Raw genomic sequence first — 15,547 nt, 5'->3', positions numbered from 1 at the left:
TCTCTACTGTCGTCCAGTAAGAGTATTCTTACTAAATATGCTAAACCAATCTGGCTTATCCTATTTAGCGAGCTGACCATCATATCATGTTTTAATAGTCTGTCAACTTCTTTTCTTAATTTGTTTCTTTAAGTTAACGGGGTAGTTATTGTGTAATCACACAGTAGCTGCTTCCGGTTCGTCTTAATGAGGTGCGTATTATAGACGCTTTAATTGGTAAGTCAAGAAGTAAATTATTTTAATTTGAGTTAACTTAAAAGTAATTTTTTTGGTTGGCTAAACTCTCTAAGCGATAAACCACTCTCAATCCGCCTTCCTCTCCGACTGGGTGGCAGTATACGCTGTTTTAGTAGAGGGTCAAGGAGGTTTGCCCGATATTTTGGCGATTATCTATCCTTATCATCAATACCATCTATTTATCAGTCAGTTAGGGTTAAAAGTACTTTTACCTTTACCAAAATCAATTCTTGTCCTTAGTTAGTGCTTATATATAGCCTCATAGCTTCTTCTATATATAACACTTTTATAGCTTACCTATCTTTTTGAAGAAGTCTTTATAAGCAGAGACTTTTTTATCTAATGCTAAAGGATAGGCGCGCGAGGTAGAAGGCAGTCTATATAAGGTTAAACTATTAACATCAGATTTTTTATTATCTTTATCCTGCCACTTATAAGGATAGTCCATACTTTGATTGGTCTTAGGATGCTTTGATTTGGCAGGTGGTTCAGCTAATAAGTTCAGTAAGACCTCTGTTGCCTTACCACCAGTGGTGAATAGTGCCTGCACTTTTGGTACTTGCGGCAAAATTGTGTCTAGATCGACGGTGGTCACGACCGTAAGGTCTTTATCAGACGCATTGCCTGTTTCGCGAATCGCTTGTACTACCGTGGGACAAGAGGCAATACCACGCTCAAACATAAAGGCTCGAATGCGCTCAGGATCAAAGCGTTTCTCCTCCCCTACTCTAAAATAATCCGCATCATCAAAAAATACGCGTCCATAAATGCGCCACATGTCATTTTGAAAATTGGGATAATGGAACCTCATTGCCCATTTATCGGCAGTGGGCGGAAAACTGCCCATCATCATGACGGTGGCATCAGGTGGTAGGACAGGACCAAAAGGATGGGTTTCGATATTTGCGCTATCGGTCTTTAATTTCTGTGTCCACACAAAGTCGTTAGCAGCTTTTTGTGGATGGGTGGGATTATTCAGTGAGGTTTTGGTCATAAGATTCTTCATCAGAAAAGCAGTTTTTTTGGTATCATAGCAGGATTAAACACTACTTCATTTGTTATAGCGCTATATAGTCAAACATAGTCGGCTTAAACAAAACCGAGCTCGTTGTAAATGCCTTTGGCTTACTTTTTGTTAAAGTATTAAGCTTACTATTGATGGGCTAAATATAGGGTTGAAGTGCAGTAAGTGTTTGTATCTTTTATACTAATCAAGCATCAGACCAAAAAACCAAGAGAATACTTATGAGCGACTTAAAAATCACTGTTATCGATCACCCGTTAGTCCGTCATAAACTCAGCCTTATGCGCGAAAAAGACTGTAGTACTTATAAGTTTCGTACATTAACCAAAGAGCTTGCGCGCTTGATGGCGTATGAAGCTAGCCGCGATTTCGAAATTGAAACCTTTCCGATGGAAGGCTGGTGTGGTGAAATCATTGGTGAGCAGATCATCGGTAAGACGGCAACTATCGTACCGATTTTACGCGCAGGTATTGGCATGCTTGATGGGGTGCTCGATTTGATTCCTACGGCGAAAATCTCTGTCGTTGGTTTGCAACGTGATGAAGAAACCTTACAACCGGTGCCGTTCTTTGAAAAGTTTGTCAGCCATATGGACAAACGCCCAGCCCTTATCATTGACCCAATGTTAGCCACTGGCGGCTCTATGGTTGCAACTATCGAAATGCTTAAGAAAAACGGCTGTACTAATATCAAAGCCTTGGTATTAGTTGCGGCACCTGAAGGGGTCCGTGTAGTCAATGAAGCACATCCTGACGTGACTATTTATACTGCTGCATTAGATAGTCATTTGGATGAGCACGGTTATATTATTCCAGGTCTGGGCGATGCGGGCGATAAAATCTTTGGTAAGCAATTATTTAATAAGTAAGCCAAAGCAGATAAACTAAGACAAGCTGTCGTCTCAAACAACATGACATATGTACAAAACATCAATGATAAGGATATAAGATGAACGTATTGATTACAGGGGCAAGCGCGGGTTTCGGTAAAGCGCTGGCTGAGCGTTTGATTGCCAAAGGTCATCGCGTGATTGGCTGTGCCAGACGCTTAGACAAACTCAATGCTTTGGCAGAAACTTTGGGCGAGGCGTTTTTACCTGTGGTTATGGATGTGAGTGATACAGCGTCTATCCCGCAAATCATTGCGAATTTGCCTGCTGATTTTAAACAAATCGATGTCTTGGTAAATAACGCTGGACTGGCGCTTGGTACAGAGCCTGCGCACAAGGCTAGTCTTGATGATTGGATGCGTATGACCGATACCAATATTAAAGGTTTAATGGCGCTGACTCACGCGGTCTTGCCAGCCATGGTCGCATGCGATAGCGGTTATATCATTAATGTCGGCTCGATTGCCGGAAGTTGGCCTTACTTTGGTGGTAACGTCTATGGCGCGACCAAAGCCTTTGTCAAACAGTTTAGCTTAAATTTGCGTGCGGATCTCATCGGTACGCAAGTGCGCGTGACCAACCTTGAACCGGGTAATGTCGCGGGTACTGAGTTTTCAAACGTGCGTTACCACGGCGATGATGATAAAGCCGCTCAGGTTTACGACGGCTTTAAAACCATGACCGGCGATGATATTGGCGATATTTTATTGTGGTTGATTGAATCGCCTGCTCATATTAATGTCAATCGCTTGGAAGTCATGCCTGTCGCGCAAACTTATAACGGTCTGACCATTGCTAAGCAAGACTCTTAAAATTTTAGCTGACCGTTTGGCTCATTAACGCAGTTCATAAGACCGAAGCAATATAGTCGCATCTATATTGCTTCTTTTTTTGCTACTGATATTCTCTTCATTGACCAAGCGCAATTCCTGAAAGTCTAAAATCAGTACTTCATTACGCAAACGCTCGCTGGTGCGTTTATTGTGCCGTATCGGAAATCCTAAGACTTGCTTACCTCTAATCACTATCTGATTGATAATCGTGGTCGAATTATTGAGGGTAGCTTTTTCACTTAGCTTCTGAGCATTAATGATGGCGGTAACAGGATTAATAGTTGTAATTAACACCTTTGTCTGACGTACACTTTTTGGTAAATCCCCTGCAAAAAACAATACCTGCTCTAATGGTAAATACTGCGCGTGACGCATCAATTCCTGACGAAACAGCGAAGGCATATCAATATTAAAACTGTCTTCTGTTTGCTGAGAGAACGCCGTAAAATTACGATGTAAATAACGTCCAAACACGCTGCTATTAATCCAGTCTTGATAAATATCATTGGCTAGTAATTGCTTGGTGAAAGCATCGGCGTCTAGTGTGATATCTGCTGTTAACATCTCCATCAATAATGTCTGTGGACTAGCAAAGTTCTGCTGCTGCCAGATTTGTGGATATAGGCTGCTATCAAGCAATGGCAAATTTGACTTGTTCATACCTTAATATCCTTATATTTTACTTGCTGACGTTTGATTCGATTGATCACAGTCTATGACAAGTCGCTACTTTTACCGCTTAACTGCTTTTAACCCTAAACAGCTTTTATGTTATGGTCAGTTACCTATTTTAATATAGCAGTCTTTTAGAAATGAGATAAAGACTTTTGCTACGATACATTTCGGCTAAATCGACTTGGTAAAACCGCTTAATGAAAACAAGGTGCATTGCCTTATGAAGAGAAACTTAATCAAACTGCCTGCTAACTATCAGTTGAAAACAATTGATATTGCTTTGACTGACGGTACGTTGCTACCAGTGTCAGTGATAGGAAATGGTAAACCCATGCTGCTCTTGCATGCCTATGGTATGGATGCGCGTGAGTTTTTGCCGTTTATTTTACCTTTAGTTGGCAACTACGCATTTTATCTACCGCATCTGCGAGGGTTTGGGGCGGCAAAAGATATCAAGCAGACCCAGTTTGATTTTGTGCGTCAGTATGCCGATGATATCAGTGTCGTCATTGAGCAAATTTGCTTGGCGCGCAATATAGAATCCTTGCCAGTTGCCGCTATTTCGATGGGCGCGCAAGTGATGTGGGCATACTTTGAACGTTATGGTGGCGAAAGAGTCAGCCGCTATTTGAATATTGACCAAAGTCCTGCTATTCACAATCAACCTAATTGGCAAGGTGGCTTGTTTGGCACGCGCCAGCAAGAAGTATTCGATATCTTTCATGAGGTGATTGATAAGACTTTGCCTTATGCTGACATCGAAAGCTTTACCCATCTGCCTTTTGCCCTGAAACGCCGTGCAACGGATGTCGAACGGCTATTTTCTCTGTTATCCGTCAATCGCACGCGCTCAAAAGCTTTTATACAAGTGATGACCTATAAAAATGACCCTAAACTTGCGCTTTATGAACACAGTATTTGGCATCATAAAATGCGCTGCTTACAAGCCTATTTGACCTTACCCTATGACTTTCGCGGCGCGATAGAGCGTGTCACTATTCCAGTTGTTAACCTCATCGGTGGTCGCTCTAAACTTTACGATGCTAAGTGGCAGCAAAAAGTCACCCAGATGCTACCCAATGCAACTGAGGTCGTGTTGCCACGCTCAGGTCATGCAGTACCGATGGATGAACCAATTGGGTTTTATAAAGTGTTAAAGAGTTTTTTGGAAACTTAGGCATAACATTACGATGTCACTTAAAAACTCTATAATCGACACCATAACTTTACAACACGTCATAGTAATTGCTCAAACCTACTTTTATACTAAAAAGCTGACGTCCGCCTTCATTAACCAAAAACCAAATCAAAAAAGTGCGTCATTATAAAAATTTTATAATAATATAAAAAGGATCTGAACATGCCATATGTAAAAGTTGCAACACAAAACGAGCAACCTGTCGAACTGTATTACGAAATCCAAGGTACTGGCAAACCTGTCGTGTTAATTCATGGTTGGCCATTAAGCGGACGGGCATGGGAGTCACAACTTCCTGCGCTGGTTGAGGCTGGTTATCAAGTGATTACGTATGATAGACGTGGTTTCGGGAAATCCTCCCAGCCATGGAATGGCTATGATTACGATACTTTGGCACAAGATTTAAAAGCCTTGATGGATGAGCTAGATTTAACAAATGCTACTATCGTCGGCTTCTCTATGGGTGGCGGCGAAGTGGCACGTTATCTTGGGAAATATGGTTCTGAACGTGTCAGTAAAACAGTATTAGCCTCTGCTGTGCCGCCTTATTTATATAAAGCAGATGACAATCCTGAAGGTGGTCTAGAAAAGCAAGATATTCAGCAATTCTTAGATGGTGTCAGCGGTGACCGTATTGCCTTCCTAAATGATTTTACTAAGAAGTTTTTTACCCCAAAAGACGGCACGTTATTAGTTAGTAAACCATTACGCTTATATAACCGTGATATTGCTGCATTTGCCTCCGCCAAAGCTAGCTACGATTGTGTCAAAGCTTTTAGCTATACCGATTTCCGTGATGACTTAAAAGCATTTGATGTACCAACTTTGGTCATTCATGGCGATGCAGATCAAATCGTACCGTTAGAGGTCAGTGGTCAGTGGTCAGCGTTCGCACGAAATGATTGCAGATAGTCAACTTCATATCGTTGAAGGCGGCCCGCACGGTATCAATGTGACGCATGCTAAAGAGTTTAATGAAGCTTTAATTGCTTTTTTAGACAGCTAATGAATTTTGTATATAAAAAAGAAAACGACCTTGAATGGTCGCTTTCTTGTTTATCAGTTATCAGAAAATTCTTAGGTTCAATCAGCCAATCCTTTTATAAGCTCAAATCGAGGTAACTGCTTACCATCTACCGTGACAGTTTCAGAAAACATCATTAACGGTCTTACCCAAACGCCATACTCACCGTAGAGACAGCGATAAACGACTAACGCTTCTTCCGTTTCGGAGTGCTGCGCGGTATGCAATACTTGGTAAAGGCTGCCTTTGTAATGGCGGTAGATACCTTGAGGGATAGGTTTTGTCATGATTGAACCCTAATTTTTATTATAAATGCACGAATTAAATACTTTCTCATTATATTTACATCGCAAAAATAGATAAGGTCGACCATCATGTCGACCTTATTCTTACTCTCAATAGCTTGTCTCAATAAATTATTAAGCTACTGTCACTTTCGCATAAGCCTTTTTGCCTGCTTGGATAACAACTGTCTGACCAGACGTTAAGCTAAAGCCCGCATCAACCACTTCGCCATCTACTTTTACCGCGCCACGTTTAATCATATCTTTAGCCGATGAGCTGTTTTTGGCAAGCTCTGCTTGATTTAATATCTGCGTGATAAATAATGCGTCCTGCCCTTCTAACTCTAACGTCACTTCTGGTAAATCGACTGGCAATTCGCCATCAGCAAGTACGTTACCCGCTGATTTATGCGCATTAGCAGCCGCATCGGCATCGTGGAAACGCTCGATTAACTCTTCAGCAAGAATGCGTTTGATTTCTTGTGGATTGCGACCGTTTTCCATCTCAGCCATTAACGCCTCAACTTCTTCCATCGGCTTAAAGCTTAAAAATTCAAAGTAACGACGGATTAAAGTATCTGGCATCGACAGCAGTTTTTGGTACATGGTGCCCGGCGCATCGTAAATGCCGACATAGTTGCCAAGTGACTTAGACATTTTATTGACGCCGTCTAGTCCTTCTAAGATTGGCACCGTGATACAAACTTGCGGCTCTTGCCCGTAACGACCTTGCAGGGTGCGTCCCATCAGGATGTTAAAGGTTTGGTCAGTACCGCCAAGCTCGACGTCGGCTTTTAGCGCGATAGAGTCATAACCTTGCACCAATGGGTAGAGAAACTCATGGATAGCAATTGGCGTTTGCGCCGCGTAGCGTTTAGAGAAATCATCGCGCTCAAGCATACGTGAAACGGTCAACTGGCTAGAAAGCTGAATCATATCGCCCGCTGACATATCCTTGAACCATTCGGAGTTAAAGACAATCTTGGTTTTTTCTTTATCCAAAATTTTAAAAACTTGTTCAGCATAAGTCTGCGCATTGACTTTGATTTGCTCATCAGTCAATGGCGGGCGTGTGCTGTTTTTGCCAGAAGGGTCGCCAATCTTGGCAGTATAATCACCGATTAGAAAATAAATCTCATGACCCAAATCTTGAAAATGCTTCAACTTATTAATCAGCACGGTATGACCCAAATGTAAGTCTGGTGCGGTAGGATCAAAACCTGCTTTGATACGTAGCGGACGATTGAGTTTTAGCTTCTTAACCAAATCTTCTTCAGATAGGATTTCTTGTGTACCGCGTTGGATTATCGCTAGTTGTTCTTCTAAGGTATAAGTTTGGGTGGTCATGATGCTCTCTTTATTGTCTTTATTTAAAGGGTAAAGCGTTTGGGCTATTTAGAATCTCGTAGCCATCAAAAAATGTTAGAATTTGACAGATATACTAGCGTTTTTTAAGGTAAATTGCCATGACCAACCCTGCATCGTTTGCTGATAGTCAGCATAATAATTTTTCAGATCTGAGTTTAGATGATGATTTTGATAGTCGTCTAGATAATATGGACGATTTAAACTATGCCACCTTGACCGATGCGCTCGAACAAACGGTGTTTGAAAACTTCGATGATGGCTTATATATAGGTATGATGTCGGGCACTAGCTTAGATGGTATGGACGCGGTTCTTTGTCAATTCAGTGATAAAGATAATACCCAACAACCGATGCACTTGTTAGCGACTCATAGCCAAGATTTCCCACCGCGTCTGCGTGAAGTGCTATTAGCATTGTGTCAGCCTAATGGGATTCAAGCATTAACGCCATCCGATGATGAACCAAATAGCGAATTAGACTGGTTTGGCTGGGCAAGTAAAGAATATGCTGAATTTTCAAGCGACGTGGTTAATATATTATTGCAGCAATCAAATACTGATAGTGAATCTGTACTAGCGATTGGCTGTCATGGTCAAACGGTACGCCATCGTCCGCAGATGGGTTTTAGCTTACAATTGGTCGATGCCAATATCATTGCTGAACGTACGGGCATTAGCGTCGTCAGTGATTTCCGTCGCCGTGATATGGCAGTTGGTGGTCAAGGTGCGCCTTTGGTTCCAGCTTTTCATCAAGCATTGTTTGCGGTGCCTGATAGCACGCGTGTGTTATTAAACTTGGGCGGTATTGCTAATATCGCTGTCTTGCCAGCGATTTCTAATGACCTTGTAGATTCTAATGAACACTCAGAAAATCAGCCATCTGATAGCGTGGTTGGTTATGATACCGGTCCTGCCAATCTATTATTGGATGCGTGGACAACATTGCACACGGACAAGGATTATGATGCGGGCGGTACATGGGCACAGTCAGGTCAAGTCGTTGAGCCTTTACTGAATCAGCTATTAGAGCATCCATTTTTTAAGAAAACCTATCCAAAAAGTACGGGGCGTGAAGATTTTAACTTAGCATGGCTACAAGATGAGTTACAAAAATTCGACCAGGCTTCTGCTGATGTTCGCTACTCATCCGCCGACGTACAAGCAACGCTCACTGAGCTGACCGCCATCAGTGCCAGTGCGCAAATCAATCTATTTATCAATGCTAGTAGTAATAATGCTGTTTATGTCTGCGGCGGCGGGGCGTTAAATAATTATTTAATGACTCGCTTACAAGTACATTTGCCACGATGCAAAGTAGAAACGACAGCCAGCTTAGGACTTGAGCCAACTTGGGTAGAAGCCGTTGCCTTTGCTTGGTTAGCAAGACAAACACTTATGGGTGAAACCGGTAACTTGCCCGCCGTGACAGGCGCAAGTAAAGGCGTGGTATTGGGACAAGTATGTTTTGCCTGAGCGGTCAAATTTTAGTTTACATGCGTACACCTATGTGTTTTATAATGGCTTTAGAAATACACTCCTCTTAGGATCTGTCAGTATAGGATATAGCGAATGAGCCAGCACAGCAGTTTACCGAACGACTCACTTATCGACCAAGCTACGAATAGTACTGTTAATAACCCTATTGCCACCGCTCAGACAAAAAAACGTCATAAGCCGCCACATTTTGAACGCACTGATGAGATGCGCGTTGTCGTAACAGGTATGGGCGCGGTCACGCCATTGGGATTAGATGTCGAAAGCTCGTGGGCAAAACTACTCAAAGGTGAAAGTGGCATCACCGCTATTAGTCATTTTGACGCATCGGGTTATCGTGCGCAAATCGCAGGCGTGGTCAAAGACTTCGATCCAAAGCAATATATGAATGCCAAAGACGCACGCCGTTATGATGATTTTATGCATTATGCGGTTGCTGCTTCCTCGATGGCGCTACAGCAAGCAGGTTTTATCAATGAAGTAAGCGCTGCTGACGCTCCGGTACAAGGTGTTGATCAAGAGCGCTTTGGTGTCATTATAGGCTCAGGTATTGGTGGTATTCAAAACATCGAAAATAGCCGTGATACTTTACGTGAAAAAGGGGCAAGTAAAGTCTCTCCCTTTATCATTCCAGGCTCTATCGTCAATATGGCAGCAGGGCTGGTGGCGATCAAACATACTTTAAAAGGTCCGAACCTTGCAACGTCCACTGCTTGCACTACAGCAACTCATGCAATCGGTCTGGCAGCGCGCTTAATTGCTTATGGCGACGCCGATGTGATCCTAGCAGGCGGTAGTGAAAAAGGCTCAAGCCCACTTGGTATCTCAGGTTTTGGTGCCATGCACGCTCTTTCAACTCGCAATGACGAGCCAACTCGCGCTTCACGCCCATTTGATAAAGACCGCGATGGTTTTGTACTTGGTGATGGTGCTGGTGTCATGGTACTAGAAAGTCTTGCTCACGCAAAAGCGCGCGGTGCGACGATACTGGCTGAATTGGTTGGTTTTGGCATGAGTGATGATGCCAGTCACATTACTGCGCCGCCAGAAGATGGTAGTGGCGCAGCACAAGCGATGCGTAATGCTTTAAACGATGCCGGTATTGAGCCGTCAGTCGTAGGCTATGTCAATGCTCATGGCACTAGCACGCCTGCCGGTGATGTCGCCGAATCTATCGCGATTGAAACGGTATTTGCACCGGTAAAAGATAGCATCTTGGTTAGCTCCACCAAATCAATGACCGGTCATTTACTTGGCGCTGCGGGCGGCGTTGAAGCCATCTTTACTGTTCTTGCTTTGCAACATCAGCAAGTACCACCAACGATTAATTTGGACAATGTTGAGGATAACTGTAATCTGGATTATGTTGCCAACCAATCGCGCAAAGTTGAGAACTTGCAGTATGCCGTATCCAATAGCTTTGGTTTTGGTGGCACCAATGGTTCATTGATATTTGCCCGCTGGCCACTCAATCATTAAGGCGTCAAGCTTATGAGTGAGACCTTGTAACCTTGGTGGCAGATTTACTACGATTGTCTACTTGCAGCCCCTTATCATCCTTGCGTATGATAAGGGGTAATTTTTGCAACATTTATGGACGATACCATGTCAAGCTATTCATTTTCTCATCAGTTTTATCAGCGCTGGACGTGTGCACCAGAGCCTATCCGTGCCTCAATCATCCAAGAACTCACCGATATCACGACTTTATTGAAAGCTGAAACGCCATTTGAAACTTTTGTTTTTAGCACCCATGACCTAGATGCACACCTTGATGATCTCTATGAGAATCACGAAGCTGAGCAAGCTATCGCCAAGGCAATCGCTGATAAACAAGCGGCAGAACAGGCAAGTGCTGAACAACAGCGTTTAGAAGAAGAACAAAAAATCAAAGCAGCAGAAGAGACCAAACGTCAACAAGAAGCTCACTTAACAAAGGAAAGCAGGTTAAAAGAACAAGCTTTAGAAGAAAAAAATAAGCCTAAAGAAGCTGAAAATACTCAAAAAGAAGCAGAAAAAGAGACACTGTTTGCTGATGATAAAAATCGTTTAGAAACAGCTATAAAACTAGAGACAGCTGATGCAGATGAAACAGAAATCGACGATAAAGTTGATACTATCATCAACGATGAGTCTGATAATGAGGAACATATTGCTAATAGTAAAACCATTAGCGAACATGCTAATGCAATTGATGATGACAGCATCAAAAATGACAGCACTATTAAAAATGATAGCAGTATTAACGCCATCAACAATAAAGCCAGTTTAGCGATCAGCTTAGCTGTTAAAGATGCCAAACTCAGCGTCACTCATAAAGACTTAATTCATGAGCTTGAAATGCAGATTGACGATTATTTGAGCGATCAGATGATGCTGATGTCTGAAAACCTAAAATCTTGGCTACGTGCTGAGATGACTCAACATTTAAGCGAGCAAGACAAAAATCTTTCTAACGGTAATCTTCCAAAAAACTAAACGCATTCTCTGAACAAAAAAAGCCCCATAAATATTTACGGGGCTTTTTTATGCTTGCTTAAAAATGAGCAATGTTTATATGGCTTTCGTACGCTCCGTTAGCCAGTCAAGTGCTGCGCCATCGACGCGATTTTTTAGCTCTGCATATACTTGGCGATGATAGTCATTCAGCCAATCGATCTCTACTTGACTTAATAATGACGGCTCAATCAAACGTGTATCAATTGGGCAGTAAGTAACAGTCTCAAAATTAAGGAAATTACCAAATTCCGTCTCTACTGGATGAGAAACACGTTTATTAACCATCAAGTTTTCGATACGGATCCCCCACTTACCTTCGCGGTATAGACCCGGCTCATTACTAGATATCATACCTTCTTTCATCGCGCGCTCTTTTGGCGTACTGGCACTATAAGCAATAACTTGTGGACCTTCATGGACATTGAGGAAGTAACCAACGCCATGACCCGTACCGTGACCATAATCCATTTGAGCTTGCCATAGTGGCGCACGGCAAATCGCATCAATCAGTGGTGAGGCAATACCATCAGGAAAATGTGCTTTTGCTAAAGCAATATGTGCTTTAAGTACGGTGGTAAAGTCGCGTTTGTGTTCCGTGCTTACTTGACCGATGCCAACCACGCGCGTGATATCTGTGGTGCCGTTTTGATATTGAGCACCTGAATCAATCAGTAGCAGTCCGCCTTCGCCTTCATTTACCTCTAAATAGCTGAATTTTTCTGGTGTTGCGCGGTAATGTGGCAAAGCACCGTTTTCATTGAAACCTGCGATAGTGGGGAAACTTGGCGACACATAATGTGGCTGCTGACTACGTACCTCAATCAGCATACTATCAACATCCAGCTCGCTTAAATGCTCACCGTCTGCTAAACGCTGCTCAAAGGTGGCAAAAAACTCACATAATGCTGCGCCATCTTGACGCATCGCTTCACGTACATGATCGATGTCAGCGTCAGATTTAACCGATTTTAGCAAAGTACTTGGCGCCATTTGCTCAATAAAACCTACGCCATCGGCCATTTTAGATAGCGTACCCACTGCCACTTTACTTGGGTCTAATAGCAATAAGTCATTGGCTGTGAGCATACCCAATGCGTCTTGCACTGCCTCATAATCAGCAATTGCGATACCGCTATCTTTCAAGCTTTGTGCTATCTCGCTACTGACTTTATTATTATCAATAAACAATGTCGCGTCGTTTTCGCCAATGAGCATATGTGCCAAAAACACAGGATTATAATCAACATCAGCGCCGCGTAAGTTGGTCAGCCAAGCAATATCGTCTAAGCTCGAGAGCAAATGATGCGTCGCCCCTGCCTCTGCCATACCCGCACGGACGGCGGCAAATTTGTCGATAGCAGACTGCGCTAAAAACTGTGCATCATGTACATATAAACTGGCTGCTGGCAATGCTGGACGGTCAGTCCATACTTCCGTCAATAGATCACGCTCAGTAATTAAGGTAATATCATTGGCTTCAAAGGCATCAAGCAAGCGATCTTGCTCAGCGATAGACAGTACATTGCCATCGACTGCCACGCTATCACCTTCCGCCAAATGCGTAACCAACCAATCGATATGGTTTGGCTGACCCGGTGCTAGCTTCTCTAAAGTAATACCCGTGCCATCCAACTGCTCAGCTGCATGTACCCAGTAGCGGCTGTCGGTCCACAGACCAGCAAAGTCAGCGGTAACGACCAATGTACCGACCGAACCGGTAAATCCTGACAACCAAAGCCTCGCCTGCCAATATTCTGGTAAATACTCAGACAGATGCGGATCAGCAGAAGGGACAATAATCGCAGTAAGGTCTTGTGCTGCTAGGGCTTGACGTAAGCTCTCGATACGATCATGAATGGCTTGTTTATTCATTAGGTAATTCCTTATGAGTGTTTAAAAATTAGTATTTAAAACAGTTTTTAAAAAATAACGTGAGGCGACTATGGATAGCCGTCTTATTTGAGAAATTGCTTTGGTTCTTCATGTGAATTAAAAAATAACAAAGATTAGGTAAATGATATTAGGCAAAGTCATTTTGCATAGTAATCAGACAAGGTTGATGAAGCGTAAGAGTAAAAACAATACCCTTAGATGTTTGGGCAGACAGTCAGCTTTCAATCGCCTTAGGTAAATATCTTACCAAATTAAAAAATAAGACGTGCTACCTATAATGGTAACACGTCTTATCATCAGTCACTGATTAGACCACTTATCTAATCAATAACTGGTTATCTAGCTGGCTTGATCCGCATGCTCGCTTTGTTTGAGCATATTATTGATAGGTTTTGCCAATAATAGCAAGATAATTGCCGTTACTACCAAAAAGACAGTCATAGTGGTAAACAATCCGGGTAATCCTTCAATCTTATCTGCTGAGACATGACCACCAAAGAATGCCGCAACTAAATTGCCCAGTGCAACAGAAGCAAAGAACAGTCCCATCATCTGCCCTTGCATACCTTTTGGCGCAAGCTTCGTCATAGCAGACAATCCAACAGGGCTCAGTGCCAACTCACCAAGCGTCAGTAGTAATAAACTACCTACCAACCATAAAGGTGATGCCAAGCCGCCATCAGCGGTTAAGATGCTTTTTGATGCAAATATCATCAAGGCAAAACCAGCCGCCGCAAGCAACATACCAAGCGCAAACTTCGTCATACTACTTGGCTCAAGACCTCGATTGCCAAGCTTGACCCATAAAATACTAGCTATAGGCGCTAATATTAAGATAAACAACGGATTCAATGATTGAAACCAGATACTGGGTACTTCAAACCCTAAGACATTTAGATCTGTATAGCGATCGGCAAACAAGTTAAAAGACGTTGGTTGCTGCTCAAAACTTGACCAAAATAGCGTCGAGCCAATAATCAAAATAAAGCAAATCAACAAACGCAGCTTATCTGTTTTATCCAGTCTTGGTGAAATAGCCATTATTGCAAAATATAAGATGACCACTGCAGCAATGACATAAGTCATATATTCTGCGACCATTTCAGGGCTAAATGGCATGATACCAGTGGATACTAAAATCACGATGGCAACTAGCAAAGCTAAGAATCCTGCAACCCACTGACCGACGTTTTTAAACAGTCCTGTCGTTTGCTCCCATTCAGGGGTGATGTTTTTGGCACTGGCATAACGATTTAACGTCTTTTTAGCAGAAAAGCGGTAAATGATTAGCGAAGCCAACATACCAAGTCCACCAACGCCAAAACCTATATGCCACATCCCTTTTTCTTTAAATACACCCACAATCAGTGCTGCCAATAGCGCGCCAATGTTAATACCCATATAAAATAAAGTAAATCCACCATCGCGGCGCGAATCGCTCTGAGGGTATAAGGCACCAACCATCACTGAGATACAAGTTTTAAATAAGCCTGAACCCAAGACGATACAGATGAGCCCCATAAAGAACAGCGTCATACCGAACATAGCAGAAAGCGCGATACACAAATGACCCAAAGCAATAATAATACTGCCCCACCATAGCGCACGCTCTTGACCGAGCCAATTGTCAGCTAGCCAGCCGCCTGGAACGGCTGCTAAATACAACGAACCGGCAAAAATACCATAAATGGCAGAGGCAGTCACTTCATCAAAGCCAAAACCCCCATTACCGACAGTCGCTACCATAAACAATACCAGTAGCGGACGGATACTATAATAAGAAAAACGCTCCCACATTTCAGTGAAAAATAACGGGCGTAGCGGCTTAGGATGTCCCATAAAGCCATTTTCTAGCGATGCCAATTCGGCAGCACTTACCTCTGATTTTGATTCTATATTCATAAATCTATTCCCTTAAATTCCACTTAGATAATGCCCCAATTCCTAATTCTTTTAGTCAGTGGTTTTATAGGCGCAATATTGTTTCACCTGCTCGGAAGCAAGTAAAGAGAGAATTGGTCAATAATTACACAAACAACCATAAAAAAACCCCGCTCTCCATAATTGAGAACGGGGTTTTTATGGTTGTGCTGAGTCGTAATCATAGCAGCAATAGCAATGTCATTAAG

13 protein-coding genes are annotated in these 15,547 nt (G+C 42.7%); 7 read left to right on the top strand and 6 right to left on the bottom strand.

The genetic code is table 11. From position 1 onward, the window contains the following. Positions 1–523 precede the first annotated feature (523 nt). Entirely contained in the window at positions 524–1,231 is a 708-nt protein-coding gene (locus tag FQ083_RS10215) for a DNA glycosylase (protein WP_262881102.1), read from the bottom strand. A 251-nt stretch (positions 1,232–1,482) separates the two neighbouring features. Between FQ083_RS10215 and upp the strand changes: the two genes are divergently transcribed. Further along, positions 1,483–2,130, top strand: coding sequence for a uracil phosphoribosyltransferase (gene upp, locus FQ083_RS10210; RefSeq protein WP_011281223.1), 648 nt, complete (start codon positions 1,483–1,485; stop codon positions 2,128–2,130). 80 nt (positions 2,131–2,210) lie between these two features. After that, entirely contained in the window at positions 2,211–2,963 is a 753-nt protein-coding gene (locus tag FQ083_RS10205; RefSeq protein WP_149409759.1) for an SDR family NAD(P)-dependent oxidoreductase, read from the top strand. Positions 2,964–2,987: 24 nt separating this feature from the next. On the opposite strand, the gene FQ083_RS10200 is transcribed toward FQ083_RS10205, so the two are convergent. Continuing rightward, entirely contained in the window at positions 2,988–3,644 is a 657-nt protein-coding gene (locus tag FQ083_RS10200; RefSeq protein WP_149409758.1) for a hypothetical protein, read from the bottom strand. Between the two features lie 235 nt (positions 3,645–3,879). On the opposite strand from FQ083_RS10200, the gene FQ083_RS10195 reads away from it, so the two are divergent. Both FQ083_RS10195 and FQ083_RS10190 read left to right on the top strand, forming a co-directional pair. Further along, positions 3,880–4,836 carry an alpha/beta fold hydrolase gene (locus FQ083_RS10195; protein ID WP_149409757.1) on the top strand — a complete coding sequence of 319 codons (957 nt, stop codon included), beginning with the start codon at positions 3,880–3,882 and terminating at the stop codon, positions 4,834–4,836. Between the two features lie 183 nt (positions 4,837–5,019). After that, the gene (locus tag FQ083_RS10190; RefSeq protein WP_316623668.1) at positions 5,020–5,769 is read left to right on the top strand and encodes an alpha/beta hydrolase; all 750 of its coding nucleotides are present in this window, start codon (positions 5,020–5,022) and stop codon (positions 5,767–5,769) included. 171 nt (positions 5,770–5,940) lie between these two features. On the opposite strand, the gene FQ083_RS10185 is transcribed toward FQ083_RS10190, so the two are convergent. Further along, on the bottom strand, positions 5,941–6,168 hold the full coding sequence (locus FQ083_RS10185) for a DUF1653 domain-containing protein (RefSeq protein WP_149409756.1): 228 nt from the start codon (positions 6,166–6,168) through the stop codon (positions 5,941–5,943). Between the two features lie 132 nt (positions 6,169–6,300). Continuing rightward, positions 6,301–7,512 (bottom strand): tyrosine--tRNA ligase, encoded by a 1,212-nt coding sequence (tyrS, locus tag FQ083_RS10180; protein ID WP_149409755.1) that lies wholly within the window; start codon positions 7,510–7,512, stop codon positions 6,301–6,303. Positions 7,513–7,631: 119 nt separating this feature from the next. Here tyrS and FQ083_RS10175 point away from each other — a divergent pair, with 119 nt between their 5' ends. From FQ083_RS10175 to FQ083_RS10165, 3 genes are all read left to right on the top strand, one after another. Continuing rightward, a complete protein-coding gene (locus FQ083_RS10175) occupies positions 7,632–9,005 on the top strand; it encodes an anhydro-N-acetylmuramic acid kinase (protein ID WP_149409754.1) in 1,374 nt (457 codons plus the stop codon). Between the two features lie 228 nt (positions 9,006–9,233). Further along, entirely contained in the window at positions 9,234–10,505 is a 1,272-nt protein-coding gene (gene fabF, locus FQ083_RS10170; protein WP_149409765.1) for a beta-ketoacyl-ACP synthase II, read from the top strand. Positions 10,506–10,631: 126 nt separating this feature from the next. Next, positions 10,632–11,504 carry a hypothetical protein gene (locus tag FQ083_RS10165; RefSeq protein ID WP_262881101.1) on the top strand — a complete coding sequence of 291 codons (873 nt, stop codon included), beginning with the start codon at positions 10,632–10,634 and terminating at the stop codon, positions 11,502–11,504. A 75-nt stretch (positions 11,505–11,579) separates the two neighbouring features. On the opposite strand, the gene FQ083_RS10160 is transcribed toward FQ083_RS10165, so the two are convergent. Together FQ083_RS10160 and FQ083_RS10155 are read right to left on the bottom strand one after the other, a co-directional pair. Next, positions 11,580–13,397, bottom strand: coding sequence for an aminopeptidase P family protein (locus FQ083_RS10160; protein WP_149409752.1), 1,818 nt, complete (start codon positions 13,395–13,397; stop codon positions 11,580–11,582). Positions 13,398–13,757: 360 nt separating this feature from the next. After that, positions 13,758–15,320 carry a peptide MFS transporter gene (locus tag FQ083_RS10155; RefSeq protein WP_149409751.1) on the bottom strand — a complete coding sequence of 521 codons (1,563 nt, stop codon included), beginning with the start codon at positions 15,318–15,320 and terminating at the stop codon, positions 13,758–13,760. Positions 15,321–15,547: the final 227 nt, after the last annotated feature.

Origin of the sequence: Psychrobacter sp. ANT_H59 (assembly GCF_008369225.1) — a bacterium.
Classification (GTDB): Bacteria; Pseudomonadota; Gammaproteobacteria; order Pseudomonadales; family Moraxellaceae; genus Psychrobacter; species Psychrobacter cryohalolentis.
This window is presented reverse-complemented; position numbering and strand designations above follow the sequence as displayed.

What these genes read in the sequence shown, in the direction of transcription:
- FQ083_RS10215 (WP_262881102.1), bottom strand. Translation starts at nt 1,231, where the DNA reads ATGACCAAAACCTCACTGAATAATCCCACCCATCCACAAAAAGCTGCT.
- upp (WP_011281223.1), top strand. Translation starts at nt 1,483, where the DNA reads ATGAGCGACTTAAAAATCACTGTTATCGATCACCCGTTAGTCCGTCAT.
- FQ083_RS10205 (WP_149409759.1), top strand. Translation starts at nt 2,211, where the DNA reads ATGAACGTATTGATTACAGGGGCAAGCGCGGGTTTCGGTAAAGCGCTG.
- FQ083_RS10200 (WP_149409758.1), bottom strand. Translation starts at nt 3,644, where the DNA reads ATGAACAAGTCAAATTTGCCATTGCTTGATAGCAGCCTATATCCACAA.
- FQ083_RS10195 (WP_149409757.1), top strand. Translation starts at nt 3,880, where the DNA reads ATGAAGAGAAACTTAATCAAACTGCCTGCTAACTATCAGTTGAAAACA.
- FQ083_RS10190 (WP_316623668.1), top strand. Translation starts at nt 5,020, where the DNA reads ATGCCATATGTAAAAGTTGCAACACAAAACGAGCAACCTGTCGAACTG.
- FQ083_RS10185 (WP_149409756.1), bottom strand. Translation starts at nt 6,168, where the DNA reads ATGACAAAACCTATCCCTCAAGGTATCTACCGCCATTACAAAGGCAGC.
- tyrS (WP_149409755.1), bottom strand. Translation starts at nt 7,512, where the DNA reads ATGACCACCCAAACTTATACCTTAGAAGAACAACTAGCGATAATCCAA.
- FQ083_RS10175 (WP_149409754.1), top strand. Translation starts at nt 7,632, where the DNA reads ATGACCAACCCTGCATCGTTTGCTGATAGTCAGCATAATAATTTTTCA.
- fabF (WP_149409765.1), top strand. Translation starts at nt 9,234, where the DNA reads ATGCGCGTTGTCGTAACAGGTATGGGCGCGGTCACGCCATTGGGATTA.
- FQ083_RS10165 (WP_262881101.1), top strand. Translation starts at nt 10,632, where the DNA reads ATGTCAAGCTATTCATTTTCTCATCAGTTTTATCAGCGCTGGACGTGT.
- FQ083_RS10160 (WP_149409752.1), bottom strand. Translation starts at nt 13,397, where the DNA reads ATGAATAAACAAGCCATTCATGATCGTATCGAGAGCTTACGTCAAGCC.
- FQ083_RS10155 (WP_149409751.1), bottom strand. Translation starts at nt 15,320, where the DNA reads ATGAATATAGAATCAAAATCAGAGGTAAGTGCTGCCGAATTGGCATCG.